The 26,634-nt window shown below is 69.3% G+C and carries 26 protein-coding genes and 1 tRNA gene; 12 read left to right on the top strand and 15 right to left on the bottom strand.

Features of this window, described 5'->3' with window-relative positions; genetic code table 11:
* Window positions 1-75 precede the first annotated feature (75 nt).
* Both BMX29_RS19675 and BMX29_RS17060 read left to right on the top strand, forming a co-directional pair.
* Entirely contained in the window at window positions 76-591 is a 516-nt protein-coding gene (locus tag BMX29_RS19675) for a hypothetical protein (protein WP_244889271.1), read from the top strand.
* A complete protein-coding gene (locus BMX29_RS17060) occupies window positions 495-1,028 on the top strand; it encodes a tyrosine-type recombinase/integrase (RefSeq protein WP_244889272.1) in 534 nt (177 codons plus the stop codon). The genes BMX29_RS19675 and BMX29_RS17060 overlap by 97 nt, the downstream gene beginning before the upstream one ends.
* 74 nt (window positions 1,029-1,102) lie before the next feature.
* Here the strand turns inward: BMX29_RS17060 and BMX29_RS17065 are convergent.
* Window positions 1,103-1,176 (bottom strand) — tRNA-Cys (locus tag BMX29_RS17065).
* 148 nt (window positions 1,177-1,324) lie between these two features.
* Between BMX29_RS17065 and BMX29_RS17070 the strand changes: the two genes are divergently transcribed.
* From BMX29_RS17070 to BMX29_RS17095, 6 genes are all read left to right on the top strand, one after another.
* A complete protein-coding gene (locus tag BMX29_RS17070) occupies window positions 1,325-1,672 on the top strand; it encodes an ElaB/YgaM/YqjD family protein (protein WP_043843419.1) in 348 nt (115 codons plus the stop codon).
* 4 nt (window positions 1,673-1,676) lie between these two features.
* Window positions 1,677-2,021 carry a phage holin family protein gene (locus tag BMX29_RS17075; RefSeq protein ID WP_043843421.1) on the top strand — a complete coding sequence of 115 codons (345 nt, stop codon included), beginning with the start codon at window positions 1,677-1,679 and terminating at the stop codon, window positions 2,019-2,021.
* 33 nt (window positions 2,022-2,054) lie between these two features.
* On the top strand, window positions 2,055-3,155 hold the full coding sequence (locus tag BMX29_RS17080) for an AI-2E family transporter (RefSeq protein ID WP_081749675.1): 1,101 nt from the start codon (window positions 2,055-2,057) through the stop codon (window positions 3,153-3,155).
* Window positions 3,156-3,313: 158 nt separating this feature from the next.
* Window positions 3,314-3,970 carry a protein-L-isoaspartate O-methyltransferase family protein gene (locus BMX29_RS17085; protein WP_043843423.1) on the top strand — a complete coding sequence of 219 codons (657 nt, stop codon included), beginning with the start codon at window positions 3,314-3,316 and terminating at the stop codon, window positions 3,968-3,970.
* Between the two features lie 66 nt (window positions 3,971-4,036).
* Complete coding sequence (locus BMX29_RS17090) at window positions 4,037-5,485, top strand: TolC family outer membrane protein (protein ID WP_092815249.1); 1,449 nt, start codon at window positions 4,037-4,039, stop codon at window positions 5,483-5,485.
* A 70-nt stretch (window positions 5,486-5,555) separates the two neighbouring features.
* Window positions 5,556-6,656, top strand: a complete 1,101-nt coding sequence (locus tag BMX29_RS17095) for a prolipoprotein diacylglyceryl transferase (RefSeq protein WP_092815252.1) — start codon at window positions 5,556-5,558, stop codon at window positions 6,654-6,656.
* 100 nt (window positions 6,657-6,756) lie between these two features.
* On the opposite strand, the gene BMX29_RS17100 is transcribed toward BMX29_RS17095, so the two are convergent.
* On the bottom strand, window positions 6,757-7,086 hold the full coding sequence (locus tag BMX29_RS17100; protein ID WP_043843429.1) for a DUF6280 family protein: 330 nt from the start codon (window positions 7,084-7,086) through the stop codon (window positions 6,757-6,759).
* A 217-nt stretch (window positions 7,087-7,303) separates the two neighbouring features.
* Here BMX29_RS17100 and efp point away from each other — a divergent pair, with 217 nt between their 5' ends.
* Together efp and BMX29_RS17110 are read left to right on the top strand one after the other, a co-directional pair.
* A complete protein-coding gene (efp, locus tag BMX29_RS17105; RefSeq protein WP_043843431.1) occupies window positions 7,304-7,867 on the top strand; it encodes an elongation factor P in 564 nt (187 codons plus the stop codon).
* The gene (locus BMX29_RS17110; RefSeq protein ID WP_092815255.1) at window positions 7,864-8,670 is read left to right on the top strand and encodes a sulfotransferase family protein; all 807 of its coding nucleotides are present in this window, start codon (window positions 7,864-7,866) and stop codon (window positions 8,668-8,670) included. Before efp ends, BMX29_RS17110 begins: the two co-directional genes overlap by 4 nt.
* Window positions 8,671-8,744: 74 nt before the next feature.
* Here the strand turns inward: BMX29_RS17110 and BMX29_RS17115 are convergent, their stop codons facing one another.
* The 9 genes from BMX29_RS17115 to BMX29_RS17155 all read right to left on the bottom strand — a co-directional run bounded on the left by BMX29_RS17115 (window position 8,745) and on the right by BMX29_RS17155 (window position 19,277).
* Entirely contained in the window at window positions 8,745-9,911 is a 1,167-nt protein-coding gene (locus tag BMX29_RS17115) for a glycosyltransferase (protein ID WP_244889273.1), read from the bottom strand.
* The gene (locus BMX29_RS17120) at window positions 9,895-10,881 is read right to left on the bottom strand and encodes a glycosyltransferase family 2 protein (protein WP_092815261.1); all 987 of its coding nucleotides are present in this window, start codon (window positions 10,879-10,881) and stop codon (window positions 9,895-9,897) included. Before BMX29_RS17120 ends, BMX29_RS17115 begins: the two co-directional genes overlap by 17 nt.
* Window positions 10,878-12,035 (bottom strand): glycosyltransferase, encoded by a 1,158-nt coding sequence (locus BMX29_RS17125; RefSeq protein ID WP_092815264.1) that lies wholly within the window; start codon window positions 12,033-12,035, stop codon window positions 10,878-10,880. The genes BMX29_RS17120 and BMX29_RS17125 overlap by 4 nt, the downstream gene beginning before the upstream one ends.
* Complete coding sequence (locus BMX29_RS17130; RefSeq protein ID WP_244889274.1) at window positions 12,032-14,083, bottom strand: HAD family hydrolase; 2,052 nt, start codon at window positions 14,081-14,083, stop codon at window positions 12,032-12,034. The genes BMX29_RS17125 and BMX29_RS17130 overlap by 4 nt, the downstream gene beginning before the upstream one ends.
* A 139-nt stretch (window positions 14,084-14,222) precedes the next feature.
* A complete protein-coding gene (locus BMX29_RS17135; protein WP_092815267.1) occupies window positions 14,223-14,651 on the bottom strand; it encodes an ion channel in 429 nt (142 codons plus the stop codon).
* A gap of 466 nt (window positions 14,652-15,117) precedes the next feature.
* A complete protein-coding gene (locus BMX29_RS17140) occupies window positions 15,118-15,918 on the bottom strand; it encodes a fructosamine kinase family protein (protein ID WP_051487525.1) in 801 nt (266 codons plus the stop codon).
* Window positions 15,915-16,661: a CAF17-like 4Fe-4S cluster assembly/insertion protein YgfZ gene (gene ygfZ, locus BMX29_RS17145; RefSeq protein ID WP_043843434.1), complete on the bottom strand. Its 747-nt coding sequence runs from the start codon at window positions 16,659-16,661 to the stop codon at window positions 15,915-15,917. Before ygfZ ends, BMX29_RS17140 begins: the two co-directional genes overlap by 4 nt.
* A gap of 139 nt (window positions 16,662-16,800) precedes the next feature.
* Window positions 16,801-18,576 (bottom strand): ABC transporter ATP-binding protein, encoded by a 1,776-nt coding sequence (locus BMX29_RS17150; protein ID WP_092815270.1) that lies wholly within the window; start codon window positions 18,574-18,576, stop codon window positions 16,801-16,803.
* Entirely contained in the window at window positions 18,573-19,277 is a 705-nt protein-coding gene (locus BMX29_RS17155) for a phosphatase domain-containing putative toxin (RefSeq protein WP_092815273.1), read from the bottom strand. The genes BMX29_RS17150 and BMX29_RS17155 overlap by 4 nt, the downstream gene beginning before the upstream one ends.
* A 333-nt stretch (window positions 19,278-19,610) precedes the next feature.
* Here BMX29_RS17155 and BMX29_RS17160 point away from each other — a divergent pair, with 333 nt between their 5' ends.
* The gene (locus BMX29_RS17160) at window positions 19,611-20,798 is read left to right on the top strand and encodes a pyridoxal-phosphate-dependent aminotransferase family protein (protein WP_092815276.1); all 1,188 of its coding nucleotides are present in this window, start codon (window positions 19,611-19,613) and stop codon (window positions 20,796-20,798) included.
* Between the two features lie 222 nt (window positions 20,799-21,020).
* On the opposite strand, the gene BMX29_RS17165 is transcribed toward BMX29_RS17160, so the two are convergent.
* The 4 genes from BMX29_RS17165 to BMX29_RS17180 form a co-directional block, all read right to left on the bottom strand.
* Window positions 21,021-21,200: a hypothetical protein gene (locus tag BMX29_RS17165; RefSeq protein WP_043843438.1), complete on the bottom strand. Its 180-nt coding sequence runs from the start codon at window positions 21,198-21,200 to the stop codon at window positions 21,021-21,023.
* A 63-nt stretch (window positions 21,201-21,263) separates the two neighbouring features.
* Window positions 21,264-22,382, bottom strand: coding sequence for a pyridoxal phosphate-dependent aminotransferase (locus tag BMX29_RS17170; RefSeq protein ID WP_092815279.1), 1,119 nt, complete (start codon window positions 22,380-22,382; stop codon window positions 21,264-21,266).
* A 92-nt stretch (window positions 22,383-22,474) separates the two neighbouring features.
* Window positions 22,475-24,085: a CRTAC1 family protein gene (locus BMX29_RS17175; RefSeq protein ID WP_244889275.1), complete on the bottom strand. Its 1,611-nt coding sequence runs from the start codon at window positions 24,083-24,085 to the stop codon at window positions 22,475-22,477.
* Window positions 24,085-25,362, bottom strand: coding sequence for an ROK family transcriptional regulator (locus BMX29_RS17180; RefSeq protein ID WP_092815283.1), 1,278 nt, complete (start codon window positions 25,360-25,362; stop codon window positions 24,085-24,087). Before BMX29_RS17180 ends, BMX29_RS17175 begins: the two co-directional genes overlap by 1 nt.
* 214 nt (window positions 25,363-25,576) lie before the next feature.
* On the opposite strand from BMX29_RS17180, the gene xylF reads away from it, so the two are divergent.
* Window positions 25,577-26,608: a D-xylose ABC transporter substrate-binding protein gene (gene xylF / locus BMX29_RS17185; protein WP_043843442.1), complete on the top strand. Its 1,032-nt coding sequence runs from the start codon at window positions 25,577-25,579 to the stop codon at window positions 26,606-26,608.
* Window positions 26,609-26,634: the final 26 nt, after the last annotated feature.

The raw sequence follows: 26,634 nt of genomic DNA on the forward strand, positions 1-26,634 counted from the left end.
TCAGACGCACCGCGCAAATAGGCCGGACACACGACCGCTTCTGATAGGTGCGCCACGCTGCATTTTGGACTTGCTATGCAGGAGCCATCCACACACGACTATCGCAAGCCGAGCGACGCAGCATTTTATCAAGCATTCGCGGAAGCCGCTGCGCGCCCGAAACCGGCTGACTACACGACGCCTCAGATGGTGGACGACTTCCTCTCAAGCACCGCCATGCCTAAGGGTGAACGATCCCGAGCTGATATTCGGAAGTGGGGCCTTAGATTTGCGGAACATTTCAAGGATGCGCCTGCCGTCATCTTCGAGGAACGCGGCGCACGGGGCGAGGTGAACACTTGGCGGGCGCTCTGGAAGCACTCGCCCAAGCAGCACGATATGGCAGGCACCCACGCAGTTCGCATTCTCAACTGGGCAGTGGATGAGGGAAAGCTGTCCGAACATCACTGCCATAAGCTCCACAGATTATATGAGGTGGATCGCTCGGAAATCGTATGGACCCGAAAAGACCGGGAAGCCTTCAACGCGGTCGCGCCGGAGTGGGTGCGCCGGATTCTTTGTGCGAAACCGGCTTGCGACCGGCTGACCTAATCAAGCTGACCCCGGCCCATGTCGAGCAGACCCCGCGCGCCCGCCGCCTTCGTGTGAGGACAAGCAAGCGCAACCGACTTGCCCACATACCGATTACACCAACGCTGGCTGAGGTGATCGACACGACCCCGGCAGGCAGACTGCTGATCCTCACCAATGCCAACGGGAATGCTTTGACACCGCATCGGGCGTCAGAAGGCGTTCGCCAGTGGCGCGACAAGGCAAAGCTTTCAGATGAGCTACGGCTGTACGACGCGCGCGGAACTGCGGCAACGCGCTTGCTGAACCATGGCCTGTCTCTTGCCGAGATCGCCAACCACATGGGCTGGTCTGTCCGCTATGCGGCAAACGTGATCGAGCATTACGCCCGAGTGTCGCCAGACGAAACCGACGCGGTCCTGGTTAAACTGGCTCAAGCGAAAGGGGGTGCAGCGTGAACAAAACTGTAAACGCCACTGTAAACGGCACGGCCCGCGCAAGCTGGGGCGACACGCAAGTGTTTGGGAATAAATGGAGGCGAGTACCGGAATCGAACCGGTGTAGACGGATTTGCAATCCGCTGCGTAACCACTCCGCCAACTCGCCAGAGTGACGGGGGAGTAGCGCGGTGCGGGCGGCGATGCAAGCGTGTAAGGTGGGTGCCGTGGAGTTCGTTCGGGACGTCGAAAAACGGAACCAAGGCGGGGGCCGGACGTTGGCCGACGACAGCAAGACATATAACGGGAATCGAGATATGGCCGACACTCAGCTCAAGGACCTAGAAGCGGACGCAAACCGGGCTGCGGGCCGCGACAAGGATGCGCTTTCGGATCAGGTGGAGGTGCTGCGCCGCGATCTCGCCAGCATCACCGAAATCCTCTCGGAGATGGGCGTGCGCCGCAAGGACGAGACCGTTGCTGCGGCCCGTGCACGGTACGAGCGGATGCGCGGCGAGGGCGAAGCCCGCTGGCACGACGCCCAGAACCGCGCTCACGAAGCGCAGGACGAACTGCTCGCCACCATCCGCCGTCAGCCCGGCACTGCGCTCGGCGTTGCGATCGGGGCGGGGTTCCTCGCGGGACTGATCTTCGGGCGCAAGTAACCCGATGGCCATTCTCGCCTATTACGAAGCCCTCCTGCGCAAGAAAGTGCAGGGGGCCATCTTCAACGGCGTCGGCGGGATTTTCCTGCTGATCGGAACTGGCTTCCTCGCGGCCGCGCTCTGGATGGTCCTTGCCGAGGTACGGGACGCGAAGTTCGCGGCGACCGTCATGGGCTTCGGCTTCGTGGCGCTGGGATTTGTTGCCATGGGCGTCGGCTCGATCGTGTCGCGTATGCGCATCCGGCACATGCCTGCACCGCGGGCACGCGTCGGCGGGTCGCCGATGTTCCAGTTGCTTGAAGGATTCCTCGTCGGAATCGACGCGGGACGGCGGTCGCGCCGCCGCTGACCCTGCCGACGTAATCGAAAAGGCGCGCCGCTCGTGCAGACAGCTCCGGAGTCGATCCGAGTTCCACTCATCGTTCTCGCGACTATTGCCGCGGGAACGGTTCTTTTCATCGCCAAGGACATTGCCGCCCCAATCGCGCTTGCGGTCGTCATGGGCATTATAGTTGCGCCGCTGATGGACGCCCTCGGGCGCATCGGCGTTCCCGGCGGTCTTGCCGCGACTCTGATCCTGGTGTCGGTGGTCGCAGGCCTCGCGGCGCTGGTCTTTGCGCTCGAGCCGTTGTTCTGGAAGATCGTCGACGCCGTGCCGACCATCAGGTTCGAGCTCAGGTCCCTGGTCTACGATTTCCAGGGGATCATCCAGGGCATCGACGACGCGCAGGAACAGATGCAGGAGGCGCTCGGCGCGGCTGCGAAGGTGGCTGAAGGAGCCGCCGAGGGCGCGAAGGAGGCGGCGGCAGAAGAGGGTGCCGAGGAGGGCATGCCGGAGATGCCGACCCTCACCGACGCGATCTTCCTCGCACCGATCATCCTCGGCCAGTTCCTGATCTTTGCGGGCACGCTCTACTTCTTTCTTGTCACGCGGCACCGCGTCTACGCCGCCCTGGCCCAGCGTCTGAGCCAGGTGGGTGAATCCGCACAGCTGAGAAGCCGCTTTCACCGCGCCGAATATCTTGTCTCGCGCTACTTCGCGACGATCACCGTCATCAACGTGACGGTGGGCTTCGCGCTGGCAGGCTATCTCATGGCCATCGGTCAGCCGCTGCCGCTGGTGTGGGGGGCCGCGGCGGCGATCCTGAACTTCGTCCTTTACGTGGGGCCGGCGGCGATGGCCTGCGGACTGCTGCTTGGCGGCGTGATCGCGTTCGACGGACTCATGAGCTTTGCCCCGGTGATCGGCTACCTGTGCATCAACATGACCGAGGCGCAATTCGTCACGCCGTCACTCGTGGGCAAGCACGTGGCGCTCAACCCGCTGCTGGTCTTCGTGGTGCTCTGCTTCGGACTGTGGTTCTGGGGCCCGATCGGCGGTGTCGTGGCGATCCCCGCCATCGTCATTCTCATGTCCCTGATCGACGATCCGGCGAGCCGCAGCGCCGCGCCGCAGGAGACGCGCATTCCGCGCAAGGGGTAAGGCAGGCGCCGCCCGCCCGGCATGCACGCGGGCCGTGCATGCTGCCCCGCGGCGACAGCTTCAGAGAATTGACCGTAAATGATGCCGTGCCACATTGCCGGACCGGGCGGGCTGTGGCACAACGAGGTCAACCGCGTCTGAACGGAAGAGTTTAGTTCATGGCAGACGAAGCCCGCCGCCGCACGATGATGGTCGACACGCAGGTCCGCACGGCCGACGTGACCAAGTTCCCGATCATCTCCGCGATGCTGAAAACCCCGCGCGAGGCGTTCCTGCCGTCCGAACGGAGCGCTGCCGCCTACGCGAGCGAGAACGTGCCCCTCGGCGTCGCGAACCGCGTGCTGCTCGAACCGCGCACCTTCGCCAAGATGCTCGACGCGCTGAACCTGACGCGCGACATGCTCGTGCTCGATATCGGGTCGGGCTACGGCTACTCGGCCGCCGTGATCTCCGAAATCGCTGAAGCGGTCGTGGCGGTGGAGGAGGACGAGCATCTCGCCGACGAGGCGCAGCAACTGCTCACCGAACACCACGCCGACAACGTGATCCTGCACCGCGGCCCCCTGACCGAGGGCGCGGCCGAACATGGTCCCTACGACGCCATCGTCATCGAGGGCGGGGTCGAGACGGTGCCGGACACGCTTCTGGCGCAGATCAAGGACGGCGGGCGCATCGCCTGCGTCTTCCAGGAAGGCCGGCTCGGGGTCGTGCGCGTGGGCTACAAGCTCGATGGGCACGTGACCTGGCGCTTCTCGTTTAATGCCGGGGCGCCGGTTCTGCCGGGCTTCGAAAAAGAAACCGCCTTCGCCCTGTAATACAGGGGCAGCGGAAAGCGGCCGGGCGCTGAGGTCCGGCGCGGAACATCGGGCAGGAGGGGCAGCATGGCCTCGATCGTAGTCAGACGACTCGTCGCGGCGGCGTGCGCCGCGGTGACAATCAGCGCCGCCACCGGGGCCGCGCGGGCCGACACGCTCGCGGATGCCATGGTCGGCGCTTACACCAGCAGTGGCCTTCTGGAACAGAACCGCGCCGTTCTGCGCGCCGCGGACGAGGACGTGGCACAGGCGGTCGCGGCGCTGCGTCCGGTCATCAGCTGGTCCGCCGAGGTCAACCGCGGCTTCGGCACGGCGCAAAGCACCCAGAGCCAGCAGAACCCGCTGACCGGCCAGACCACCAGCACCACGGTTACCCAGAACACCGTGTCGAACCAGGCCTCGGTGGGCCTCTCGGCGCAGCTTCTGGTTTACGATTTCGGCCGCACCCGGATGGGCGTGGATCTCGCCAAGGAATCCGTGCTCGCCGCGCGCCAGAGCCTCGTGGGCATCGAGCAGCAGGTTCTCCTGCGCGCCGTGTCCGCCTTCTGGGAGGTGCGCCGCGCGCAGCAGACCGTGGACCTGCGCCAGAGCAACCTGCGCCTGATCGAACGGGAACTGCAGGCCGCCCGCGACCGCTTCGAGGTCGGTGAAGTGACCCGCACGGACGTGGCGCTGGCCGAGGCCCGCCTCGCCGAGGCGCGCAGCCAGCTCGCCATCGCGCGCGGCAACCTGACCAGCGCGCAGGAGGAATACTTCGCCGCGGTCGGCCGCCGGCCCGGGACGCTGACGCCGCCCCAGGCGGTGCCGAGGGTGCCCGCCACGGTCGAGTCGGCCACCAACACCGCGCTGCGGCTGCATCCCGAGATCATCGCGCAGCAGCATCGCGTCACGGTGGCCGAGCTGCAGATCGCGATTGCCGAGGCGGCGCAGAAGCCGACGGTTAACCTCTCCGGGCAGTACGGCTACTCGACCGATCTCGACAGCACCGATTTCAGCCGTTCCGGTTCGGTTTCGCTGGGCGCGTCCGGCCCGATCTACCGCGGCGGCGAGCTGACGTCGCTGGTGCGGCAGGCGATGGCACAGCGGGACCAGCAGCGCGCGCAGCTCCTTCAGGTGTCGCGCCAGATCCGCCAGAACGTGGCCGGCGCCTACATCGCGCTGCAGACCGCGCGCGCCTCGATCGAGGCCGGCGACAACCAGGTGCGCGCCGCGCAAATCGCCTTCGAGGGCATCCGCGAGGAAGCGACGCTCGGCGCCCGGACAACGCTCGACGTGCTCGAGGCCGAGCAGGACCTGCTCGATGCGCGCACTCTCGTGGTGTCGGCACGGGTGGACCAGTACATCGCGGCCTACAACGTCATCTCTGCGATGGGCCTCCTGACGGTCGAACAGCTCGACCTGCCGGTGCAGCGCTACGATCCGTCGGTCTATTACAACATGGTCAAGAACGCTCCGGCACGCTCGGTGCAGGGCGAACGCCTCGACCGTGTGCTGCGCGCGATCGGAAGAGACTAGAATTGTCACGGTCTGTTGTGCCGATTCACCTCCGCCTGTAGTCTGGACGAGAGGCGAGAGTGGTACGACAATGACAAATCACGCTACCAACGCGGAAATCGAGGATGTTTTGTCCTCGATCCGGCGACTGGTGTCGCAGGACACCCGGCCCGAGGAACGCGATTCCGAGCCCGTCGCGGCGGACGCGGCGCCCAGACCGGCGCCGACACCCGCTCCCGACCGCGGAACGCTGATTTTGACGCCGCAACAGCGCGTTCCCGATACGGAAACAACGCCGCCTGAAACCTCGCGCAAAGCTTCGGCTTCTGTCGTGTCGGACACGTTCGAGTGGGCGCCTCGGAAGGAGCGGCACATCGCGTCTCCGGACCCCGTGGCAAAGGTCGAGACGTCGAAGGGTTCCGAGCCCGACCTGTCGGAGCCACTGACGCTCGACGACACGCTCCGCGCCGATGATCGCCCGGCCAAGGCCGAGACGGGCAAGGCGAGCGAGGAACCGAAGTCGCAGAGCTCTGCCGGCTCCGACATGTTGCGCGCGTTGGTGGCCGAGGAACTCGCACGCGTGGTGGCGGAGCCTGACGAGTCCGACGCGCCCGGGGACGCGCCGCACCAGACGACCGGCGCCGATGCCGACCACCCCGAGGCGGAACACCCCGAGCCGGGGGCCGACACCACCGAGGCGACCGACGAGGCCTTAGCACCGGAGGCCGCGTTCTTCGCGGGCACCGACCCGGATGAGGCAGGGGGCGCGTTCGAGGACGATCCCGAGGCGCCTGCGACCTTCTCGCAACCTGCTAAGGACCCCGAGCCAGCGGCCGAGGCGCCCGAAGCGCGTGGCGAAAAGCCGGGCGCGCCGGATGCTGCCGCTCCCCGCGCCCGTTCGCTGGAGGACAAGATCGCCGAACTCGAGGCGATGATCGCTCAGGCGGACGCCGAGTGGGACGTAGAGGACGGCCGTCGCGGTGGTCCCATCCCCGGTCCCTGGCCGCGTGCGGTGGCGCCGACCACGCCGCAGCCGCCCGCGGTGGCGTATGACGTGGACCTGCGCGCACTTGTCGCCGACATCGTGCGGGAAGAGCTGCAGGGCGTGCTGGGCGAACGCATCACCCGCAATGTCCGCAAGCTCGTCCGTCGCGAAATCCAGCGCGCGCTGATCGGCCACGAGATCGACTAACGATCCACGGCCTGCGCGGCGGATCGCATCCGTGACGACCATTAAAAAAGCGCGCCCTGCGACGGGCGCGCTTTTGAGGATCTGGCTGGGGATCGGCGGATCAGGCGGCTTCGGCCGCATCCGCGATCAGCGCAGCGCTACGGCGCTCGCTTTCCTCGCGCGACAGCGCGACGGAGGTGCGAACACCCTTCGACACGAATTCCATCAGGCCTTCGACGACCCGTTCGTTCGGGTCGATTCCGGCGCAGCTCAGGACTTCGCGCCCGTCGCGCGAGCGCGCCCAGCGAGCGATCTGTTCCGGACCATTGCCGTACTTCTTGTCGTCGGCAATGGCATCGTCGAGAGCGGCGAGAACAACGGCAGCGAACAGTTTGCGGGCACGGTTGCCCTGTTCGGCGTTGAACGCCGTCCCATCCACGAAATCTCGCATGATGCGTCCTTGTTTTATTTGTCTTGTAATTCCGGGCGTGAGGGGCCTTATCGCTGATGCAGCTTGATTCGCATAGCCCGCAAACGCATGGCACCCTTGCGGGTGGCGCATGGCTGGCAGCGCGGGGCACACGATATCTGGTAAGCTTGCAGGGGCAGCATCCTCCAGATATAGGCGGGCGCACACGAGGATCAACAATTCGCCACGGTATTGTCCCATGCCCAAGATCAACGGTAACGAGATCCGCCCCGGCAACGTTCTCGAGCACGACGGTGGCCTGTGGGCCGCGGTCAAGGTCGATCACGTAAAGCCCGGTAAAGGTGGTGCATTCGCGCAAGTCGAGATGCGCAACCTCCGCAACGGCTCCAAGCTGAACGAACGCTTCCGCTCTGCCGACAAGGTCGAGCGCGTGCGCCTCGAACAGCGCGACATGCAGTTCCTGTTCGAGACCGACGGTCTGCTGACCTTCATGGACGCCGAAACCTTCGACCAGGTGACACTGCCCGCCGAGATCCTCGGCGACCGGCGTCCCTTCCTGCAGGACGGCATGACGATCGTCGTGGAATTCCACGAGGAAGAGGCGCTGAACGCCACGCTGCCGCAGAAGGTCACCTGCAAGGTCGTGGAGACCGAGCCGGTGGTGAAGGGCCAGACCGCGGCGAACTCGTTCAAGCCCGCGATCCTCGACAACGGCGTGAAGGTCCAGGTGCCGCCCTTCGTCGGGCCCGACGAGGATATCGTCGTGAACACCGAGACCATGGAATACGCCGAGCGCGCGTGAGCGCCGGCAAAGGGCCGGGACGGACCGGACCGGCACACCGCTACGTCTTCGTCGGCGGTCTGCATCGGTCCGGCACCTCGCCGCTCACCCGGATGATCGAAGGACTGCCCGGCGTGTCGGGCATCTCCGGCGCACCGGTGCCAGAGCAGGAGGGCGTCTACCTCCAGGGCGCGATCCCGCACACCGCCCTTCACGGGCGTCCCATGCACTTCGCCACCGATCCCGCGCAGCACCATGTCGAGGGCTCGATCTACGACCGTCTCGACGTGCGCGAGCGGATCGAGGCCGACTGGACCCCGTGGTTTGCCCCCGGTGCCGCGTGGCGGGTCGAGAAGTCGCCGCCGAACATGACACGCACGCGGCTCTACCAGCAGCTCTTTCCGCTGTCGCATCAGGTGGTGATCCTGCGTCATCCGCAGGCCGTGCACGGCGCGGTGTCGAAATGGGTGGACCTAGGGCAGGGCGGAGCGCTTGCGCACTGGCTCGAGGCACATGCCCGGCTGCGCGCGGACCTCGCACACCTGCACCACGTCCTCGTCATCCGCTACGAGGACCTCGTCGCGGACCCCGACCGCTACCGCCGGGGCATCGCGGCCTTTCTCGGGATCGAGGCCGAGGGCGCGGCCGAGACCGGTCTGGCGGATCGCAACCACACCTATCCCGGCTGGGCGCTGTCCGACGATGAGGCCGCGGCCTGCGCCGAGTGGGGCTATGCCAGCGACATGGGCGTGACCGAGTGGACGCCCGTCGTGAACCACGCGCTGAACGCGGTGCGCGAGAAGGTGCTGCGGATCCTCACCTGAGGCGGGTTGCCGATTGACGCGGTCTCCGGTCGGGCCGAGTGCCCGGATCGGCGGACCGGATCAGTCGCGCGACGTCAGCCTGCCAGCGCCGCGCTCCGGTCCGGTGGCAGCTCGATCGGCCGGAACCGTATCTCGGGCGACGGCGCGTCCACCGCCGCGATGACTTTCGCGTAGAGCGCCTCGTAATCCCGCACCATCCGATGATGCGAAAATCGCGCCTCGGCCCGTGTCCGCGCGGTCGTCCGTGGCACCCCCATCGCCCGTCCGATCGCGGCGGCCAGCGCGTCCACGTCGCCTGCCGGCGCCAGCGCGCCTGCTTCGCCCCCGACCTCGCGCGCCGCGCCGATGTCGAAGGCCGCGACGGGCAGGCCGCAGGCCATCGCCTCGGCGGCCACGAGGCCGAATGGTTCGTGCCAGGTCGGCGTGAACAGCAGGACGGAGGCGCGTCCGACCTCGCGCGCGAGGGTGGCCGCGTCACGCGCGCCCTCGTAGGTGACCTCGCCGCCCAGCCGGGGCACGACCTCGGCTGCGTGAAAGTCCGGATCGTCGATCACGCCGAAGAGGCGCAGCCGCACGCCCGCGCGCCGTGCCGCCTCTATGGCCAGCTCGGGACCCTTGGTGGCGCTGATGCGCCCGATCCAGACCGCGGTGCCGTCGCCCTCGGGCCGAAAGGGCCAACGGTCGAGATCGATTCCGTTCGGTACGACATGCGCCTCGGCCGGGCGGTCGGCATCCTCGGCCCACCAAGTCCGGGCGTGCGCCTCCGAGCAGAGCGTCACCCGGTTCCACGGCGCCAGCGCGCCCTTGATCGTCCGCTCAAGGACGTCGAAGGGCGGGATGTGCAACGAGGTGACGCAAGGCACGCGGTCCCGCCGCGCGAGGCGGGGGACATAACGGTGCAGCGCGTTGTTGTGGATGACGTCGAACTCGGCGCCGCGCAATTCGTCCAGAACGGCGCCGTGGGCGCGGTCGAGGAGTCCGGTCAGCCTCTCGGTCTCGCGGTAGTGTTGCCAGGGAAACGTCGCCTCGTAGTGGCGCGGCAGGACCGGGCGCAGGGCGACTCCCGCGTCACTGTCGCCTGCGGCGAAGAGCGTGACGTCGTGCCCACGGTCCCGCAGCGCCCGGCAGAGATGCCACGAATGCGCCTCCATCCCGCCCATGAAGGGCTCGGCGATCGGGTGGCGGACGTGGGCCACCACCGCGATGCGCAAGGGGCGGGCGGCCTTATTCTGCCGCGACATCTGTCAGCCTCGATTGCGCGGCGTGGACCTCCCGGGTGCGGGCGCGGTTGTCGACGGTGCGCGGGTCGATGCCTTGCAGAATGTCGAGCACGCGGCGCGTGGTGGCATAGGGCGCGGTCTGCTGCCGGCAGAGGGCGAAGTCCTCCTCGCCCGGCTCCCGCAGCACGACGATCCCCTCGGGCCGTTTTTCGATCAGGCCCATCAGCTCGAAGCCGTAGAGCCAGTGCTCCATCGTGCGGTGGCCCCACTTTTCGGCGAAGAGGTCGGCGTTGCGGATGACCGAGCGCAGGTGGTGGATCGGCGGCATGCAATGGGCGTGGTGCTGGTGATAGACCTTGGCACCCTTGAGCCACCAGATCGGCTGGCCCTGCTCGGCGACGGTGCGGCCGAAATCGGTATCCTCGCCGCCGTAGCCTCGGTAGCGCTCGTCGAAGCCGCCCGAGGCGCGCCAGTCGGCGGCGGACATGGCGAAGTTCAGCGACCAGAAGCAGCGATAGTCGTCGCAGGCGGCGCGGCCCCAGCGCGGCGGCTTGCCCCGGTCGGGGTGCCGCTCGGCCAGCCGGTCGAAGCGCACCCAGTCGATGCCGTTCGCCGTCGCCCCGTCGGTGGCGCCCTGCGGAAGGTACATGACCTCTCCCATGTGAACGCCGGGCGCGGCGGTGACCGACGCGGCGTAGTCGGCGATAAGTTCGGGGTGCGGGATGCAGTCCACGTCGAGGAACACCAGAACGTCGCCGTGGGCGGCCTGCGCGGCGGCGTTGCGCGCGCCGGCCAGCGCCGGGGCGCCGTCGGGCACCGGGACCTGCCGGATCTCGAAGGGCGCGTCGGGCAGGTCGTCATAGGGCGCGTCCTGCATGAGGCCGATCACCAGTTCGTCGGGGCGCAGGCGCTGCTCGGTCAGGCCGCGGACGACGTTTGCAAGGTGGTCCGCGCGTCCGGCGGCGATGGTGAGCGCAGAAATCCGCGTCATGCGACGATCCTTCTCTGGTCTTGGGTCGTGAGCGAGGGGGCCGGCGCCCAAAGGCGCTCGGCCAGGGCGTCGAGCCAGTGCGCCGCGTCGCGCGCGGCGGCGTCCGAGACGAGCGCGCGCTGGCGTCCGGGCGCATGGGTGTCGGTGGCGGCGCGGACGGCGCGGCGCCACGCCTGCGCCGAGGAGGGCAGGTGCGGCTCGCAATGCGCGACACCGACGGCGGCAAGCGCGCGCGCCTTGCAAACCTGCTCGTCGAAGTAGCGCCACTCGGGCACGACGATCCACGGCACGCCGGCCGACAGGACCTGGGCGCAGGTGCTGTTGCCAGCGGACGAGACCACGAGGTCCGCCGCAGCGAGCCAGCGCTCCGGCGCGTCGATCCAGCCGTGATGCGTGATGTTGCCCGGATCGGTGGCGTGCCAATCGCGCTGGAGGTGGCCGATGGTCGCCCACTGCATGTCGGGAAAGGTGCGCGCCGCGACGCCGAACGGCGCCTGCGCGAAGCCGCTTCCGCCGCCGCCCGAGAGGACGAGGGCGAGCCGCGCGTCCTTGGCGATCCCGAGGGCTGCGCGGGCGGCTGCGCGGTCGGGCAGGGGGCCCGTGCCGAGGCCACCGGCAAAGTGCATCTTGCCGCGCATCTCGGCGTCCCAGTCGGGCTGCGCCAGCGCCTCGGCGAATGGCGCGAGAAGGCCCGCCGCGCCGCGATAGGCTGCCATGTGGCCGGGATCGCCGCGCTCGCCATGCTGCATCACGCAGACATGCGGCACCGAGCAGAGCCGCGCGAGCTGTGCGACCTCGGCGCTCACGTCCGAGACGATTAGCGCGGGGTCCGCGTCGCGGAACCACTGCGCCAGCGTCGCCATCGCTTCGCGGATCGATGGCCAGCCCACCGGCGCGCAATGCAGCGTGTCGGGCGTGGGCATGTCCGCAAGCCCGGGTGCCTCGTCGCCCGTGGCCTCGAAGAGCGAGGGAACGCGCCGGACTTCCACGTGATCGGGAAGGTCGCCGAAGATGTCGTCGCGGGCGCAGAAGATCGTCAGCGGACGGTCCTCGGGTAGGGCGCGGGCCAGCGCGGCGCAACGCTGCGCGTGGCCGCGGCCCTGATGGTGAACGAAATATCCGATAGGGCGCCGGGCGAAGGTGGTGTCCTTCATTCCGCCGCCTCGATATCGGCATCGAACACGGGCGCGGGGTCGGACGCCTGCGGGATCAGCCGCTCGAGCCCCTCCAGCACGCCGTCGGCATAGGGCGCCCGTGCCCGCACCAGCCCGGTGCGCGGCGGCAGCGACAACTCGCGCCGGGCGTTGGCAGGCAGGATCGCGCGGGTCGCGGCCTCGAGCATATCGCGGTCGTTGCCGCTATCGCCGGCGCAGACGATCCGGTCGAAGCCGAGCCCGGCCTGCCCTGCGACGTGACACGCCGCGGCCCACTTGCCTGCACGTTCGGGGATCACGTCGATCAGGCGCCCATGCGAGTGGATCACCCGCGCGCCGGCGCCCGCCGCGTCCAGCGCCGCAGCGGCGCGCCGTGCGGCGTCCGGAGAGCCCACGTAGCTCAGTTTCCACTGCCGCTGTTCGTAGTCGGCCTGGGCGGTGAGGCCCTGCGCGGCGCAGATGGCGATGGCCGCTTCGCGGTTCCAACCGCGCGAGATCCGCGCGGCGTAGGCGTCGTCGAGGCGCAGCGCCCCACAGCGGTCGTGGCGCCAGATCTCGGTGCCGACGGAGGTCACGAACACATCGGGTTCGGGCAGGTCCCACTCGTGCAGAACGCCGCGCGCCTCGCTCACGGTTCGGCCGGTGGCCACTGCGAACAGCACGTCGTTCGACCGAGCCGACCGCCAGTCGGCAAAGCGGCGGGCGGCCTGCCGGGACCCGGTGAGTGTGTCGTCGACGTCCGACGCCAGAAGCCAGCCGGGATCGCGCGGCCCCGGCGGAGCCCGGCCCACCCGGCGCGCGATTGCGAGGCTGCGCTCCGCCCAGCGGTTCCAGCTGAAGGCGCCTTCGGCGCGGCGTCGGGCGGCGAAGGTCGCGGCCTCGGTGAGGGCCGCGTCGTCGAGAGCGGCGCGCAGCGCGGTCGCGAGTGCGGCATGATCGGTCGGGCTGACCAGCCGGCCATGGCCGATCTCGCGCAGGATGTCCGGCGGGCCGCCGCGGTTCGTCGCCACGACAGGCACGCCGGCCTGCGCGGCCTCCACCACAGTCAGGCCGAAGGGCTCGTGCAGGGCGGGGTTCACGAAGACGCCGCTTCGCGCCGCCGCGAGCGCGTAGAGCGAGGGGATGTCCTCGGACGCGTGGTCGGGCGGCAGGGCGACGCGGCCCGCAAGGCCCGCCGCCGCGACCCGGTCCTGGAGATCGCGGAAGACCGCGTCTCCGGGCGTGGTGCCGTCGCCGCGGATACCCGCGACGATCACGAGGTTCGCGGTCTTGCGCAATGTCGCGCAGCCGGCATAGGCGTCGATCAGGCCGGCGAGGTTCTTCTTTTCCACCGGACGGGCGATGGCCAGGATCACCGGCTTTTCCGGGGCGTCGAGATGCGGGGCGATCAGGCGGTGTGCTGGGCCGAGGTCCCGGGTCGCGGGCTGCGTGCGTCCGGGGTTCAGCCGGAACGTCCTCCCAGCCGCGTCGGGCACGAGGTTGGAGACCTGCCGCTCGGCTTCGTCCCGGGATGACACGATCACCGCGTCGGCCCTCGCAAGCGCCCGCGCCTCGCGTGCGATGCGCCGCTCCAGCTCCGCGTCCACCTCGGCGCCGCGCTTGTCCGCGCCAAGCGAGTGCGGCGTGAAGAGCCAGGGAATGGCGAAGCGTTCAGCCGCGGCGGCACAGAGTTCGGCGGCGTCGGAGAAGTGGGCGTGCAGCAGGTCCGGGCGCGGTCCGCTCTCCAGCATCTCGAGGAAGGCATCGGTCAGCGCGGGCAACTCGCTCTCGAGCGCCTCCTTCTCGAGATAGGCGCGCCGTGCGGTCGACAGACGCCGGATCATCACGCCATCCGTCACGATCTCCTCGGGCACGGCATACTGCGCGCCCAGACGGGCATCGTCGAATGCGCGGGTGACGATGTCGACGCGCTGCACCGCAGGCAGGTGCGCCTGCGCGACGGCCGCGCCGAGGACGTAGGCGATGTGGCCGCCGGTGTCCTCGGTCACGCCATAAGAGACCGGCGGCGCCGAAAGGCAGCCGCCGAGGGCAACGTGCATGATCCGCATGTGAGTACTTTCCGTGTTCGCGGGGGGCACCCCGCTGAGCCCGCCGGCAGAGTGGTAACCCCTCCCCCCCCCTCGGTGTTCCACGCCCGTTTCCGCGATTGCGAAATGCGAACCGGGCCGGTGAAACAGGGGGGCTGGCTCAGCCCTCGTATTCGCCCATGAACTGTTGCCGGCAGGTGCCGTAGAGGTAGCTGGCCGACCAGGTCAGCACCATGAAACCGGCGAGTGACTGGATCATCGCCACGATCCGCAGAGGGCCGACGACGTTCATTCCGGTCTGGCCGAGCGTGGTGAAATTCATGCCCGAAAAATAGTAGTAGTCGCTCCACGTCCCCTGGAAGCTGCCGCCGAAGGCCTCCGGCCAGAGGCCATGATGCAGCACGACGTAGACCAGCCCGCCCGCGACGATCTGCACCAAGTGGATGACCGCGAGCATCGAGAAGACCGAGATCGGCAGCCAGCGCGAACGCCGCAGCGGCTCCGGGACAAGCGACGTGGCCGTCATCAGGAGCAGGTGGTGAAGGCAGGCCGTCGCGACGAGGAAAGCCAGTCCGATTGCCGTTGCCATGCCCGATACCTCATCCGTGCGCGTGTTCCGTTCCGGAGAACAAAGCGTTTGAGAACCGAGAGTTCCGCGCTGGGGCTATGTTTGCCGTCTGGGAAGGCGAATGGCACGGATGCCGTGTGGGAGGGCACCCATGTCGGCAGAACCGCCGAGCAATGCCGCGGCGCCGTGCACCGCCGGGGATGGATCACGCCCGCACGACGTCCTTGGCGCGGGAGATGCCTGAAGGGCGCCGCGCAATCGCCATCCGGCCCCGAGGGATGGCGATTTGGCCGGGTTTGATGCGCGGTTTCGCGGTCGTCCGATGCCGGAGAAGGCCGGATCGCCAGCCCGCGTGCTCGCGAAGGCGTGGCCTGCTCTCCGCGTGCGGGGGGTCGCATACGCCGGATGAAATGCCGCGGTGAAGCCCGGTGGGGCTTCGCGCTACGGCAGGCAGGTGGACGCGCCACCGACCCATCCGTCGGCGCGGTCACACCCCGATGCGGTCGAGAAGTCCCGTCACCATCGCATGATATCCCCCGCCGAAGAGGCGAAGGTGCACCAGCGCGGGCCACATCTGGTAGATTGGCTGGCGTTCTTCCCAACCGGCATCGGGCTTGCCGTAGCCGCGCCAGAAGCCCTCGTCGGGCTGACCGAAGAGGGTGAGCATGGCCAGATCGACCTCGGAATGGCCGTAATAGCTGGCCGGGTCGATCATCACGGCGCGCTCGGCCGTGAAGTGGACGTTACCGCCCCAGAGATCGCCGTGCAGCAGCGAGGGCTTGGGATCGCGCGGCAGCATCTCCGGCAGGCGGGCGGCCAGGCGCTCGACCCGCGAGGCGATGTCGGCGGGCAGGGCGGAGGGGTCGGCCAGCAGCCGGCGCTCGGCCCAGAAGGCGGGCCAGTCGTCACTCATCTCGTTGGGGATCGGCACGGAGCCGAAGGCGTAGTCCTCGGACCAGCCGTACCCGGTGCCCGCCCAGCTATGCAGCTGCGCCAGCGCCTCGCCCAGTCCGCGCCACGTCTCGCGCGTCGCGGGCGCCTCGGGCAGGTAGTCGAGCACGATCAGGCGGTGCTCTGCGTGCAGGACCGACGGCACCGGCGCGCGCAGCAGCGCCATCTCGGCCAGCATCCGCGCCTCGACATGCACCAGCGGCCCGGTCTTCACGACCATCTCGCGCCCGTCCTGCAGGCGCACGTAGCGCACGTCGGATAGGTCTCCGCCAGAAAGCGGACGGTCCTCGGCGACGTCCGATCCGAAAGTGTCGAGAACGGCGATGGGAAGGGTCATGTCTGTGCCTCGTACCTGACGACGGCGTCGCCGGCCCGCATCTCGCCCTTGGCCTGCGCGAACCGCAGATGGGCCAGTGCCGCGCCGTGCGACTGGGTGAAGAGAGTGCCGACGGCCTTGCCGTCCGCGTCGATGCCGGTGCCGACGGGGGCCGTGCCGTCCACGACGACGCGCGCGAGGCCCTTCTTCAGCTCGGTCTTGTGCTTCATGCGGGCGGTGACCTCCTGGCCGACGAAGCAGCCCTTGCGGAAGTCCACGCCGTTCAGCCGCTCGAACCCGGCTTCGAGGATGAAGGTGTCCGGGGTCAGCTCGATGCCGGTTTCCGGCACGGCGGCGTCCACGCGCAGGGCATCCCAGTCGATGCCGTCCTCGCTTGCGCGGCCGTCATAGGCGCGCCAGCCCATCGCCGGGTCGCGCGGATCGGCAAAGGCGCCCTCGGGCGCGTTCCCGGTGCCGCGGGCGGGCACGATGTCGGTGTCCTCGATGGTGACCTTGGCGCGGAGCTTGTAGAGCATCAGCGCCTTCTTGAGGTCCGCGATCAGCGGGGTCGCCACGTCGAGCAGGATCGCCTCGTCCTCGGGGACGAGGAAGAAGTCCGCGCGGTACTTGCCCTGGGGCGTCAGCAACGCGGTGTAGACGAGGCCGTCCCGCAGCCGGGTCACGTCGTTGGTGACGAGACCCTGCAGGAAGTTCTCGGTGTCGGGGCCGCTCAGCCTCAGGACGGTGCGCTCTGGATCGGTCATGTCTGCCTTTCCGGTATCGGTCGGGTCCGGTCTATATCATGTCACCCTTGCGGGGACAGGGGGGCGGCTCTGCAAGGCCGGGGTCCTGATGACCGCCGGACCGCCGCGGCACACTGCCGAAAGCGGAAGATGTCGCGCCTCAGCTGTCGTCGGCGAACTGCAGACGGTAGAGATCTGCATAGACGCCGCCGCGTGCAAGGAGCTCTTCGTGGGTGCCCTGGTCGAGAACGCGGCCGCGATCCATCACCACGATCTTGTCGGCGTTTCGCACGGTCGACAGCCGGTGCGCGATCACCAGAGTCGTGCGGCCTTCGGCCAGCCGGTCGAGGGCGGCCTGCACGACCTTCTCGGATGCGGCATCCAGCGCCGACGTCGCCTCGTCCAGCAGCAGGATCGGCGTGTCGCGCAGAAGGGCGCGGGCGATGGCGACGCGCTGGCGCTGCCCGCCCGACAGATTCGACCCGCGCGGACCCACCGGCGTGTCGAGCCCGTTCTCGAGGCGCGGCACGAAGTCCGAGACATGCGCGGCATCGAGCGCGGACTGGAGCCGGTCCTCGGGGATGTCGTCCTGACCCAGCACGATGTTCTCGCGCAGGGTCTCGTCGAAGAGGAGCGCGTCCTGGCTGACCACCGAGAACAGGTGCCGCAGGTCGCGAAGGGCGAGGTCCTGCACCGGGACGTCGCCGATGGTCACGGTGCCCTCGGCCGGGTCGATGAGCCGGGTCAGCAGGTTGAAGACGGTGGACTTGCCCGCGCCCGACGGTCCCACGAGCGCGGTGACCTGGCCGGCTTCGGCGGTGAGGTTCGCGGCCTCCAGCACCGTCTCGTCGCCGTAACGCGCGGTGACGTCGCGCAATTCGATGCGCGGCACGCCCTCGGGGGCCGGGCGCGGCTCGGCGGGATCGGTGATCGCCGGACGCAGGTCCAGAAGCTCCTTGATCCGCTCGAGCCCGGCCGCCGCCACCTGCAGGATGCCCGAAACCGCGCCGAGGCGGCGCAGCGGCTCGAAGGCGAGGCCGATGGCGGTGAAGAAGGCCATGAAGTCGCCGACTGTCTTCTCGCCCGACAGGATCTCGCCGCCGCCGTAGAACAGCACCCCCGCGAAGCCGAGGCCCGACATGATGTCGATGAGACCGGGGATCGAGGCCTGCCCGGCGGTCGAACGGACCTCGGTGCGGATGCGCTCGCGCGTGAGCCGGCGATAGCGCCTGGCCTGGTAGCGCTCGAGCGTGTTGAGCTTCACCGGCACGATGCCGTGCAGGATCTCGTTCACCCGCGTCGAGAGCCGCGCGGCGGTGTCGCGCGCCGCCCGCGCGTTGCCCCGCACGAAGCGCTGCACGAAGAGCGCCGGCGCGATCAGCAGCGGCGCGCCCACGAGCGCGATCAGCGTCCAGCGCCAGTCGATGAAGAACGCCACCCCGAAGAGCGAGAACAGCGCGACCACGTCGCGGCCCGCGCCGGTGATGATCGCCCGCCAGACCTTGTTGACCGATTCGACGTCGCCCTCGATCCGCTGCATCAGGTAGCCGGGCGAGGTCGCCTGGTGGAAGTCGCCGCCGAGGGTCATCAGGTGCGACACCAGATCGGTACGGATCTCGGCCACCGTCTCCTGGCTGACCTTCGCGAGCACGACCTTCTGGACCACGCTGGCTAGCGCGCGCACCGCGAAGATGCCGAAGAAGGCGAGGCCCACCAGGGGCAGGAGCGACGTGGAGCCGCCGACGAAGACCTCGTCGAACATCGGCTTCATCGTGTAGGAGAGCGCGCCGAACATGGCGCCCTCGAGCGACATGAAGATCACGGCGACCACGATCAGCGGCCAGTGACGGCGCAGGTAGCCCCGCCAGAGCCAGAGCATCAGCTGGCGCCGCTCGAAGGCGGAGCTGTCGGGGGTGTCTGCGTCCGAAAGCTTCATGCGGGGCGCGCCGCCTCCTTCGGCGGCTGGCGGGCGTCGAACGCCTTCTGCAACCGCTTGTGGTCGTATTCCTGGCGGATCCAGTCCTCGAACCCGATCTCGCCCCAGCCCTGGCGGGCGGCGAACACGTCGAGGATGTAGTCCTGGATGCCGGTCTTGGTCCAGTCGAGGTGGATATAGCGGATGCCCAGCTGCTTCTTCGCCTCGGTGATCGACGCGCCGGCGAAGATCAGCAGGTACATCGCGCCGACGAAGCCGGTGCGGTCGGCGCCGGACTTGCAGTGGAAGACCATCGGGCGCTCGGCCTCGCGGATCACGTCGATCACGTGCACGATCCGGTCGCGCCGCGCCGCCTGCCGCGCCATCAGCTTCGCGTCCACGAGGGTCAGGCCGAGCCGCGCGCAGGCTTCCTTCTCGAAGAGGTAGTAGGAAAACTTGTCCTCGCCGCGCAGGTTGACGACCGTGCGGATGCCGAGCTTGGCGTAACGGTCGAAGCGCCGCGCGGTCGGCTGGTTCGAGCGGTAGACCCCCGGCGCGACCTCGTGGAAGTTGTGCCAGAACGTCCGCAGGAAGGCGTGGTCGAAGAGGTGGTAGTGCAGCCACGCCATCGCTCGCCCGCCGCGCGTTTCGATGTCACGCCCGAACGAACGGCGCACCCGCCGCTCCCATTCTTCAACCCGTGTCCACAGCCGCGCGATCATGCAGGGCCCTCCTTCGTCCCCCGTGTCCTTAGCCCGTGCGGGGCGCGGGCGAAAGGCGGCTGGCGAAAGCGGGCTGACCCGGTCCGGAGCGAGGGCGCTGCCCTCGCGCTCCCGGAGTATTTGCGACGAGAAGAAGGGAGGTGCGGGGACAACGGGATGCGGGGCCGGGGCCGTCGGAGCGAGGACTCTGCCTTCGCGCTCGCGCAATTGTTCGGCCCGGAAGAGGCGGTGGCAGAGCGTTGCGATGGCGGTGGCGCGATTGACGCCCCCCGCGAGGCGCGCCACCTTCGCGCCGGGCCGGCCCCCGGGGCCGGTGTTTCGGAAAGGTTTCCCATGTCGCTCGCCCACGGTCGTCCCTATCTCGCGATTCCCGGTCCCTCGGTCATGCCGGACGCGGTCCTGGCCGCGATGCACCGCGCATCGCCCAACATCTACGAGGGTGACCTGATCGACATGGTCGACGGCATGATTCCTGACCTGCGCCGGGTGGCGCGCACCGAGGGGCATGTTGCGATCTACATCTCGAACGGCCACGGCGCCTGGGAAGCGGCGCTCGCCAATACCGTGGCACCGGGCGAACGGGTCCTGATCTGCGCCACAGGGCGCTTCGGGCACGGCTGGGCCGAGATGGCGCAGGGGCTGGGGATCGAGGTTGAGGTCCTCGACTTCGGCCGCAAGACGCCGGTCGAGGCGGACCGCGTGTCCGAGGCGCTGCGTGCGCGTCCGGTGAAGGCGGTCCTGATGGTGCACACCGACACCTCGTCTTCGCTGCGCTCGGACGTGGCGGAGGTGCGCCGCGCGGTGGACGAGGCCGGGCAGGGGGCGCTCTTGATGGTGGACTGCATCGCCTCGCTCGGATGCGATCCCTACGAGATGGATCTGTGGGGCGCGGACGTGACGGTGACCGGCAGCCAGAAGGGGCTGATGGTGCCGCCGGGACTGGGCTTCGTGTTCTTCTCCGACCGGGCGGCGGAGGTGCGCCGGGCGATGCCGCGGGTGTCGCGCTACTGGGACTGGGGACCGCGGGCGGACCCCGAAATGTTCTACCAGTATTTCGGCGGCACCGCGCCGACACATCACCTGTTCGGCCTTCGCGCCGCGCTCGACCTGATCCACGCCGAGGGGATCGAGGCGATCTGGGCGCGGCACGCGACGCTGGCGCGCGCGATCTGGGCCGCGGCGGAGGTCTGGGGCGAGGGAGGGCCGCTGACGCTGAACGTGGCGGAGCCGCGCCATCGCAGCCATGCCGTGACCGCGCTGCGACTCGGGACGCCCCACGCGGCCCGGCTGCGCGAGTGGACGGCGCGGGCGGCGGGCGTGACGTTGGGGATCGGCCTCGGGATGAGCGAGGAGGGCGATCCCAAGGGACAGGGTTACTTCCGGTTCGGTCACATGGGGCACGTGAACGCGCACATGATCCTCGGCCTCTTGGGCACGGTGGAGGCGGGGCTCGCGGCGCTGGACATCCCCCATGCCCCGGGCGGCGTGTCGGCGGCGGCGAAGGTCATCGCGGAGGCCTGAGAGGCGCGCGCGCCTTGGCGGCCGCTCCGGTGGGCGTGTCGCGGGACCCGGCCATCGCCTGTCAATGCGAGTGCTTGACCGGTCGCGGTTTCGGCGGCGGCCAACCGCGTAGTCCCGTTGCTTCCGGTGCCGGCGCGCCTGTCCGTATCGGCGTCGAGATGCTCGGGCGTGCCGCCTTGCGTCGCGTTCCTTGGGGCGCGGGCATGGTCCTGCGTGGCCGCCTCAGGCCCGCCGCGCGGCCAGACGGTCGATCAGGTGATTGAGGCCGAGCCCGACCAGCAGCACCACCGGAAGGCCGAACATGGCCCAGATCACGCCCAGCACCCACAGGAGGTTGACCAGGCCCATCGCGAGGGCGGCGTTGGTGTAGTCCGGGGCGCGGCGGGGGCCGGTGTCGTGCATGGAATCGCTCCGAGGCGTCGTGACCCCGGAAAGGATAACGCGGATGCCGGGCGCGGAAAGGGCTCAGGCGTGGGCGGCCTCGCGCGCGTCCTGCAAGGCGCGGGGCAGTTCCTCGGCCAGCACGTCGAGCTCGGCCTGCGTGCCGGCACCGATGCGGATGCAGCGGTCCTGCGGCGGGCGCGCGGGCATTCTGACGAACACGCCACGGGCGCCGAGCGCCTTGAGCACCGCGCGCGCGAAGTCCCCGTCGCCCCCACAGTCGACCGTCACGAAGTTGGTGGCCGAAGGCAGGGCCGTCAGACCATTGGCCTGCGCGATCTGCCCGATCCGGTGTTTCGACAGCGCGACCTGTTCCTGCACCTCCCCGAGCCACACATCGTCGGCCAGCGCCGCGGCGGCGGCTTCCTGCGCGGGGCGCGTCATGCCGAAATGATCGCGGACCTTGTCGAACGCGCCGACGAGCGCGCGGGCTCCGGTGGCGTAGCCAACGCGCGCGCCGGCCATGCCGTAGGCCTTCGAAAAGGTGCGGAAGCGGATCACGCGCGGGTCTTCCGGGTCGATCCGGGGGGCGGTGCCGTCGGGGGCGAACTCGATATAGGCCTCGTCGAGGACCAGAAGCGTGCCGTCGGGAATGCGGTCGAGCGCGGCCTCGATCACGGCGCCGCTGTGCCACGAGCCCATCGGGTTGTCGGGATTCGACAGGTAGCACAGCTTGGCGTTCACCTCGCCGGCGCGGGCGAGAAGCGCGTCCAGATCCTCGGCATCGTCGCGGAACGGCACCTTGTGCAGCACGCCGCCAAATCCCGTGACGTGGTAGTTGAAGGTCGGATAGGCGCCGTCCGAGGTCACCACGGCGTCGCCCTCGGCCACGGTCAGGCGCACCAGCGTCCCGAGCAGCCCGTCGATCCCGCCACCGACCATGACCTGGTCCGGCGCAGCCCCCATCCGGGCCGCCAGCGCGTGCCGCAGTTCGTGGCTCGAGCTGTCGGGATACTTCCACATTTCGGTGGCGGCGCGGGCCATGGCCTCGATCGCGTGGCGCGAGGGGCCGAAGGCGGATTCGTTGGCACCGAGGCGGGCGCGGAAGGGAAAGCCCTGCTCGCGCTCCTGCGTTTCGGGGCCGACGAAGGGCACGTCCTGGGGCAGCGAACGGGCGAGGGGGGTGAGGCGAGGTCCGGTCATGGCGCCACTATGCCGCGCCTGTCACGGGGGGCAAGGGGGCGGCCCCGCGGAAGGCGTCGGCATGGCTCGATCCCGGGGCCGCGGCCGTCGTGTCAGTGACCGGGGGCGCCTTCGCGCTCCACGGTGATGCGGGTGTTCAGCTCGACCGGGCGCCAGTCGCTCCAGCCGCGGCCGGGCCAACGGACGCGGATCTTGGCTTCCGTCGCGGTGCCGAGACCAAAATGTTCCGGCCCCGCGATGCCGCCGGCATGGCCGCCGCCCACCGTGACTTCGCGTGCGGTCACCGTGTCGCCATGGCGCAGTTCGATCCAGGCGCCCACCGCGCGGGTATTCGGCGCAGGTTGGCGCAGGTCGACGGCGAGCCAGGTGCCGGTGTCCTCGGTCGCGTTCTGCCACACCTCCATCGGGGCGCGGCGATTCACCACCACCAGGTCGAGCCGCCCGTCGCCGTCGAGATCGGTCAGCGCCGCGCCGCGCGAGCGGTCGGATGTGGCCACGCCCGCCTCCACCGAGCGCTCTTTGAACGTGCCGTCCGGCTGCTGCATCAGCAGCGAGTTCGGGTCGTGCATGGCGTTGGACGGCATCTGATCGACATTGCCCTTGGCGATGAAGAGGTCGAGCCGCGCGTCGTTGTCCACGTCGCCGAACGCCGCGTGCCAGCCGGTGGAGGGCCGCCCGTCGTCGCCGGTATGCGGGCGCTGGGCGTAGGTGCCGAGCGAGAACGGCGCGGCCTCGTAGTGCGCGCCGTCCGAGAACTGCAGCAGCTGGTCGCCCATCGAGGTCAACATAACGTCGGGATAGCCGTTGCCGTCCACGTCGGCGCTGGCGATTCCCATGCCCCAGAGCGAGACGCGCTCCCACCCGTCCTCGGGCGTGCGCGGGCCGAGCGGATCGAGCCGCCACATCTCCTCGTAGCCGCCGCGCACGTAGTAGTGGCGGTCATTTGAAATGCGCAGCTCCGGCGTTCCTGTGCGCTGCCAGTCCGAGATCAGCATCGAAAGCGCGCACCAGCCCGGCGCGATCGGCGCGGGCGCACCGTAGCCGGTCCCGTCGACGCGTGGCCGGACGAGGGCGTTCTCGTCGCAGGCCTCGAACGGGCCCTCGGGATCGTCGCGGTCGACGTAATTGCCGAAGGTGAGCGTGGGCAGGGTGGCGCCGGCCTCCCACGTGGCGCTGAAGGCGGTGGTCCAGTCGTCGCCGGGGGCGAGGCCCCATTCGGCGGTGGCATCGGAGAACCCGCAGGCGCCGTCGCCCTTGAGCAGGACGTTGGGACCCACGCGCAACACGGCCAGGTCGAGCGCGCCGTCGCTGTCGATGTCGAGGGGATAGGCCCCGGTCACGCCGGTCAGGGGGGCGAGGTCCGCGGTGTCGAAGGCCAGCGCATCGCCGGGCGCCCCTGTGCGATTGACGAAGAGACGCGCGGGGCTTTCGCCCCCGGCGGCGAAAAGGTCCGGCCGCGCGTCGCCGTTGCAGTCGAGCACGGCCACGCCCCCGCCGACGAAGTGCTCCCAGCCGCCGGAGTAGACGTGCTCCACCGGAAGGCCGGAGCTGCGGTCCACGAAGGTGGCGGGAGGCCCGGCGAACGCGGGCAGGGCGGTCGCGGCGAGCGCGAGGCACGTGGCTGACGCGCGGCGGTGCCGGAACCGGGCAAACGGAGCGCGCCGCGGTAGATCGAACGGCGTGCATGGCATGGGGAACCGCATCAGCTGGCCTCCTCGCGCATGGCGCCCAGCAGGCGCTCGGTCAGGGCCGACAGGGCCAGGGCCGCGGCGCCGTAACCCCAGAGCAGGTCTCCCCAGGCGTGGACCTCCACCCGTGGCACCGGGCGGCCGGAGTTGAGGACCAGGCGCTCCATCTCGTCCAGCGTCTCGGCCGCGTAGAGGTAGTCGTAGCGCATCCGCTCCCCTGACAGGATGATGATCGGTGGGTCGAAGAGGTTTACGATGTTGGCCAGACCCAGCGCCAGGTAGCGCCCGGCCCTGTGAAAGATCGTGCGCGCGGCGCCGTCGCCGGCCTTGGCGCGGGCATAGAGCTGTTCCAGCAGGGCGCGGACAGGCAAGGCGGGTTCGTCGATCCGGCCAAGCGCGGCGGTCGCCTCGCGGGCCAGCGCGTAATCGGCGACGTACGCCTCGAGGCAGCCGCGCTGGCCGCAGCGGCAGAGCGCGCCGTCGAGCTGCACCTTGGTGTGGCCGAGCTCCATCCCCAGCCCCAATGCGCCGCGATAGAGCTTCTGGTTGACGACGAGGCCCATGCCGAGCCCGTGCTCGATTGTCACCACGGCGAAATCCGGGCGGGTGCGGCCGACACCGAACCACAGCTCGGCCAGCGCCACGAGGTTGGCATCGTTGTCGAGCGTGACCGGCAGGCCCAGCCTCGCCTCGGCATCCGCCGCGAAGTCGAGGTCGCGGCGATCGAGGACCGGCGACCAGTGGACGCGGCCGCTCACGCCGTCGACGAATCCCGGCACCCCGATCCCCACGCCCGACAGGGCCGAGCGCGGCATTCCCGCAGCAGCCGCGGCCCGGTCCACGAGGCCGACCAGCGCCGCCAGCATGTCTTCGGGCGTCTCGACGCCGCGGGCGGGTTCGGTGACGGCAGCACGCTCGGTGCCCGCGAAGTCGAGGATGACGGCGGAATGCTCGCGGTCCGACAGCTTGACGCCACAGACCACGTGAGCGTCGGGGCGAACTCCCAGCGCGACAGGAGGGCGCCCGCGGCCGGTGGTGTCGCCGCCCTCGCGCGGGGCCGTGACTTCGCAGAGAAGCCCCGCCTCGATCAGGTCCGAGGTCATCGTGGTCACGGAGGCGGGCGAGATCGCGAGGTCCTTCGCGACCTGCGCCCGGCTGATCGCCCCGGCGGCGCGCACGCGCTCGAACACCTGCTGGCGCAGGGGTCTGAGGCTCTCGGTCACGGCGGCATGGACCGGCCCGCAGCCCTGCGGGGCGATCTCGTCGCCGGGAATATCGATGCGATCATCCATTAGTTTTCGCCTCGAACAAATTTCACCGCTGCGACGCGGCAAAATTCGCCTCCTCCTCCTTGCGCGGCCCGGAAGCGCCCGCTTCTGCCGCAACGTCCAGTCTGGGGCCCAAAATTTATTTTGACAACCGAATTTATTGTGGCACCCTTGGGACCGTTACGGCGATTCCGCCAACGGCCCCGGGGAGTGGGCCGGATCTACGGGAGGATATCCTATGCACAGAAGAACGCTGCTCGCGGCCCTGGCCGCGGCAACCAGCCTGACCGCGCCCGCCTTCGCGCAGGACGACATGACGGTCGGCGTCAGCTGGTCCAACTTCCAGGAAGAGCGCTGGAAAACCGACGAGGCCGCGATCCAGGGCGCCCTCGACGAGGCCGGTGCCGAATATGTCTCGACCGACGCGCAGTCGTCCTCGGCCAAGCAGCTGTCGGACGTCGAAAGCCTCATCGCCCAGGGTGTCGATGCCCTCATCATCCTCGCGCAGGACGCCTCGGCCATCGGGCCCGCAGTGCAGGCCGCCGCGGACGAGGGCATCCCGGTCATCGCGTATGACCGCCTGATCGAGGACGATCGCGCCTTCTACCTGACCTTCGACAACGTCGAGGTCGGCCGGATGCAGGCCCGTGCGGTGCTCGAGCAGCAGCCCACCGGCAACTACGTGATGATCAAGGGCTCGCCCACCGACCCCAACGCGGACTTCCTGCGCGGCGGTCAGCAGGAGGTCCTGCAGGAGGCGATCGACGCCGGTGACATCGAGATTGTCGGCGAAGCCTACACCGACCAGTGGCTGCCGGCGAACGCGCAGCGCAACATGGAACAGATCCTGACGCAGACCGGTAACGAGGTCGACGCGGTCGTCGCTTCGAACGACGGCACCGCGGGCGGCGCCGTGGCGGCCCTGTCGGCTCAGGGCATGGACGGCATCCCGGTCTCGGGCCAGGATGCGGACCACGCCGCTCTGAACCGGATCGCCAAGGGCACCCAGACCGTGTCGGTGTGGAAAGACAGCCGTGACCTCGGCCGCCGCGCGGGCGAGATCGCCATCGCGCTGGCCGGCGGCACCGAGATGTCCGAGCTCGAAGGCGCCGAAGAGTGGACCTCGCCCGCGGGCACCACGCTCTGGGCCGAGTTCCTGAACCCGGTTCCGATCACCCAGGACAACCTCTCCGAGGTCGTCGATGCGGGCTGGATCGACCAGGACACGCTCTGCCAGGGCGTCTCCGACGGCCCGGCGCCCTGCAACTGATCCGCCACGCGGAGAACACCTAACGC

Origin of the sequence: Roseivivax marinus, assembly GCF_900109705.1 — a bacterium.
Lineage (GTDB): Bacteria > Pseudomonadota > Alphaproteobacteria > Rhodobacterales > Rhodobacteraceae > Roseivivax > Roseivivax marinus.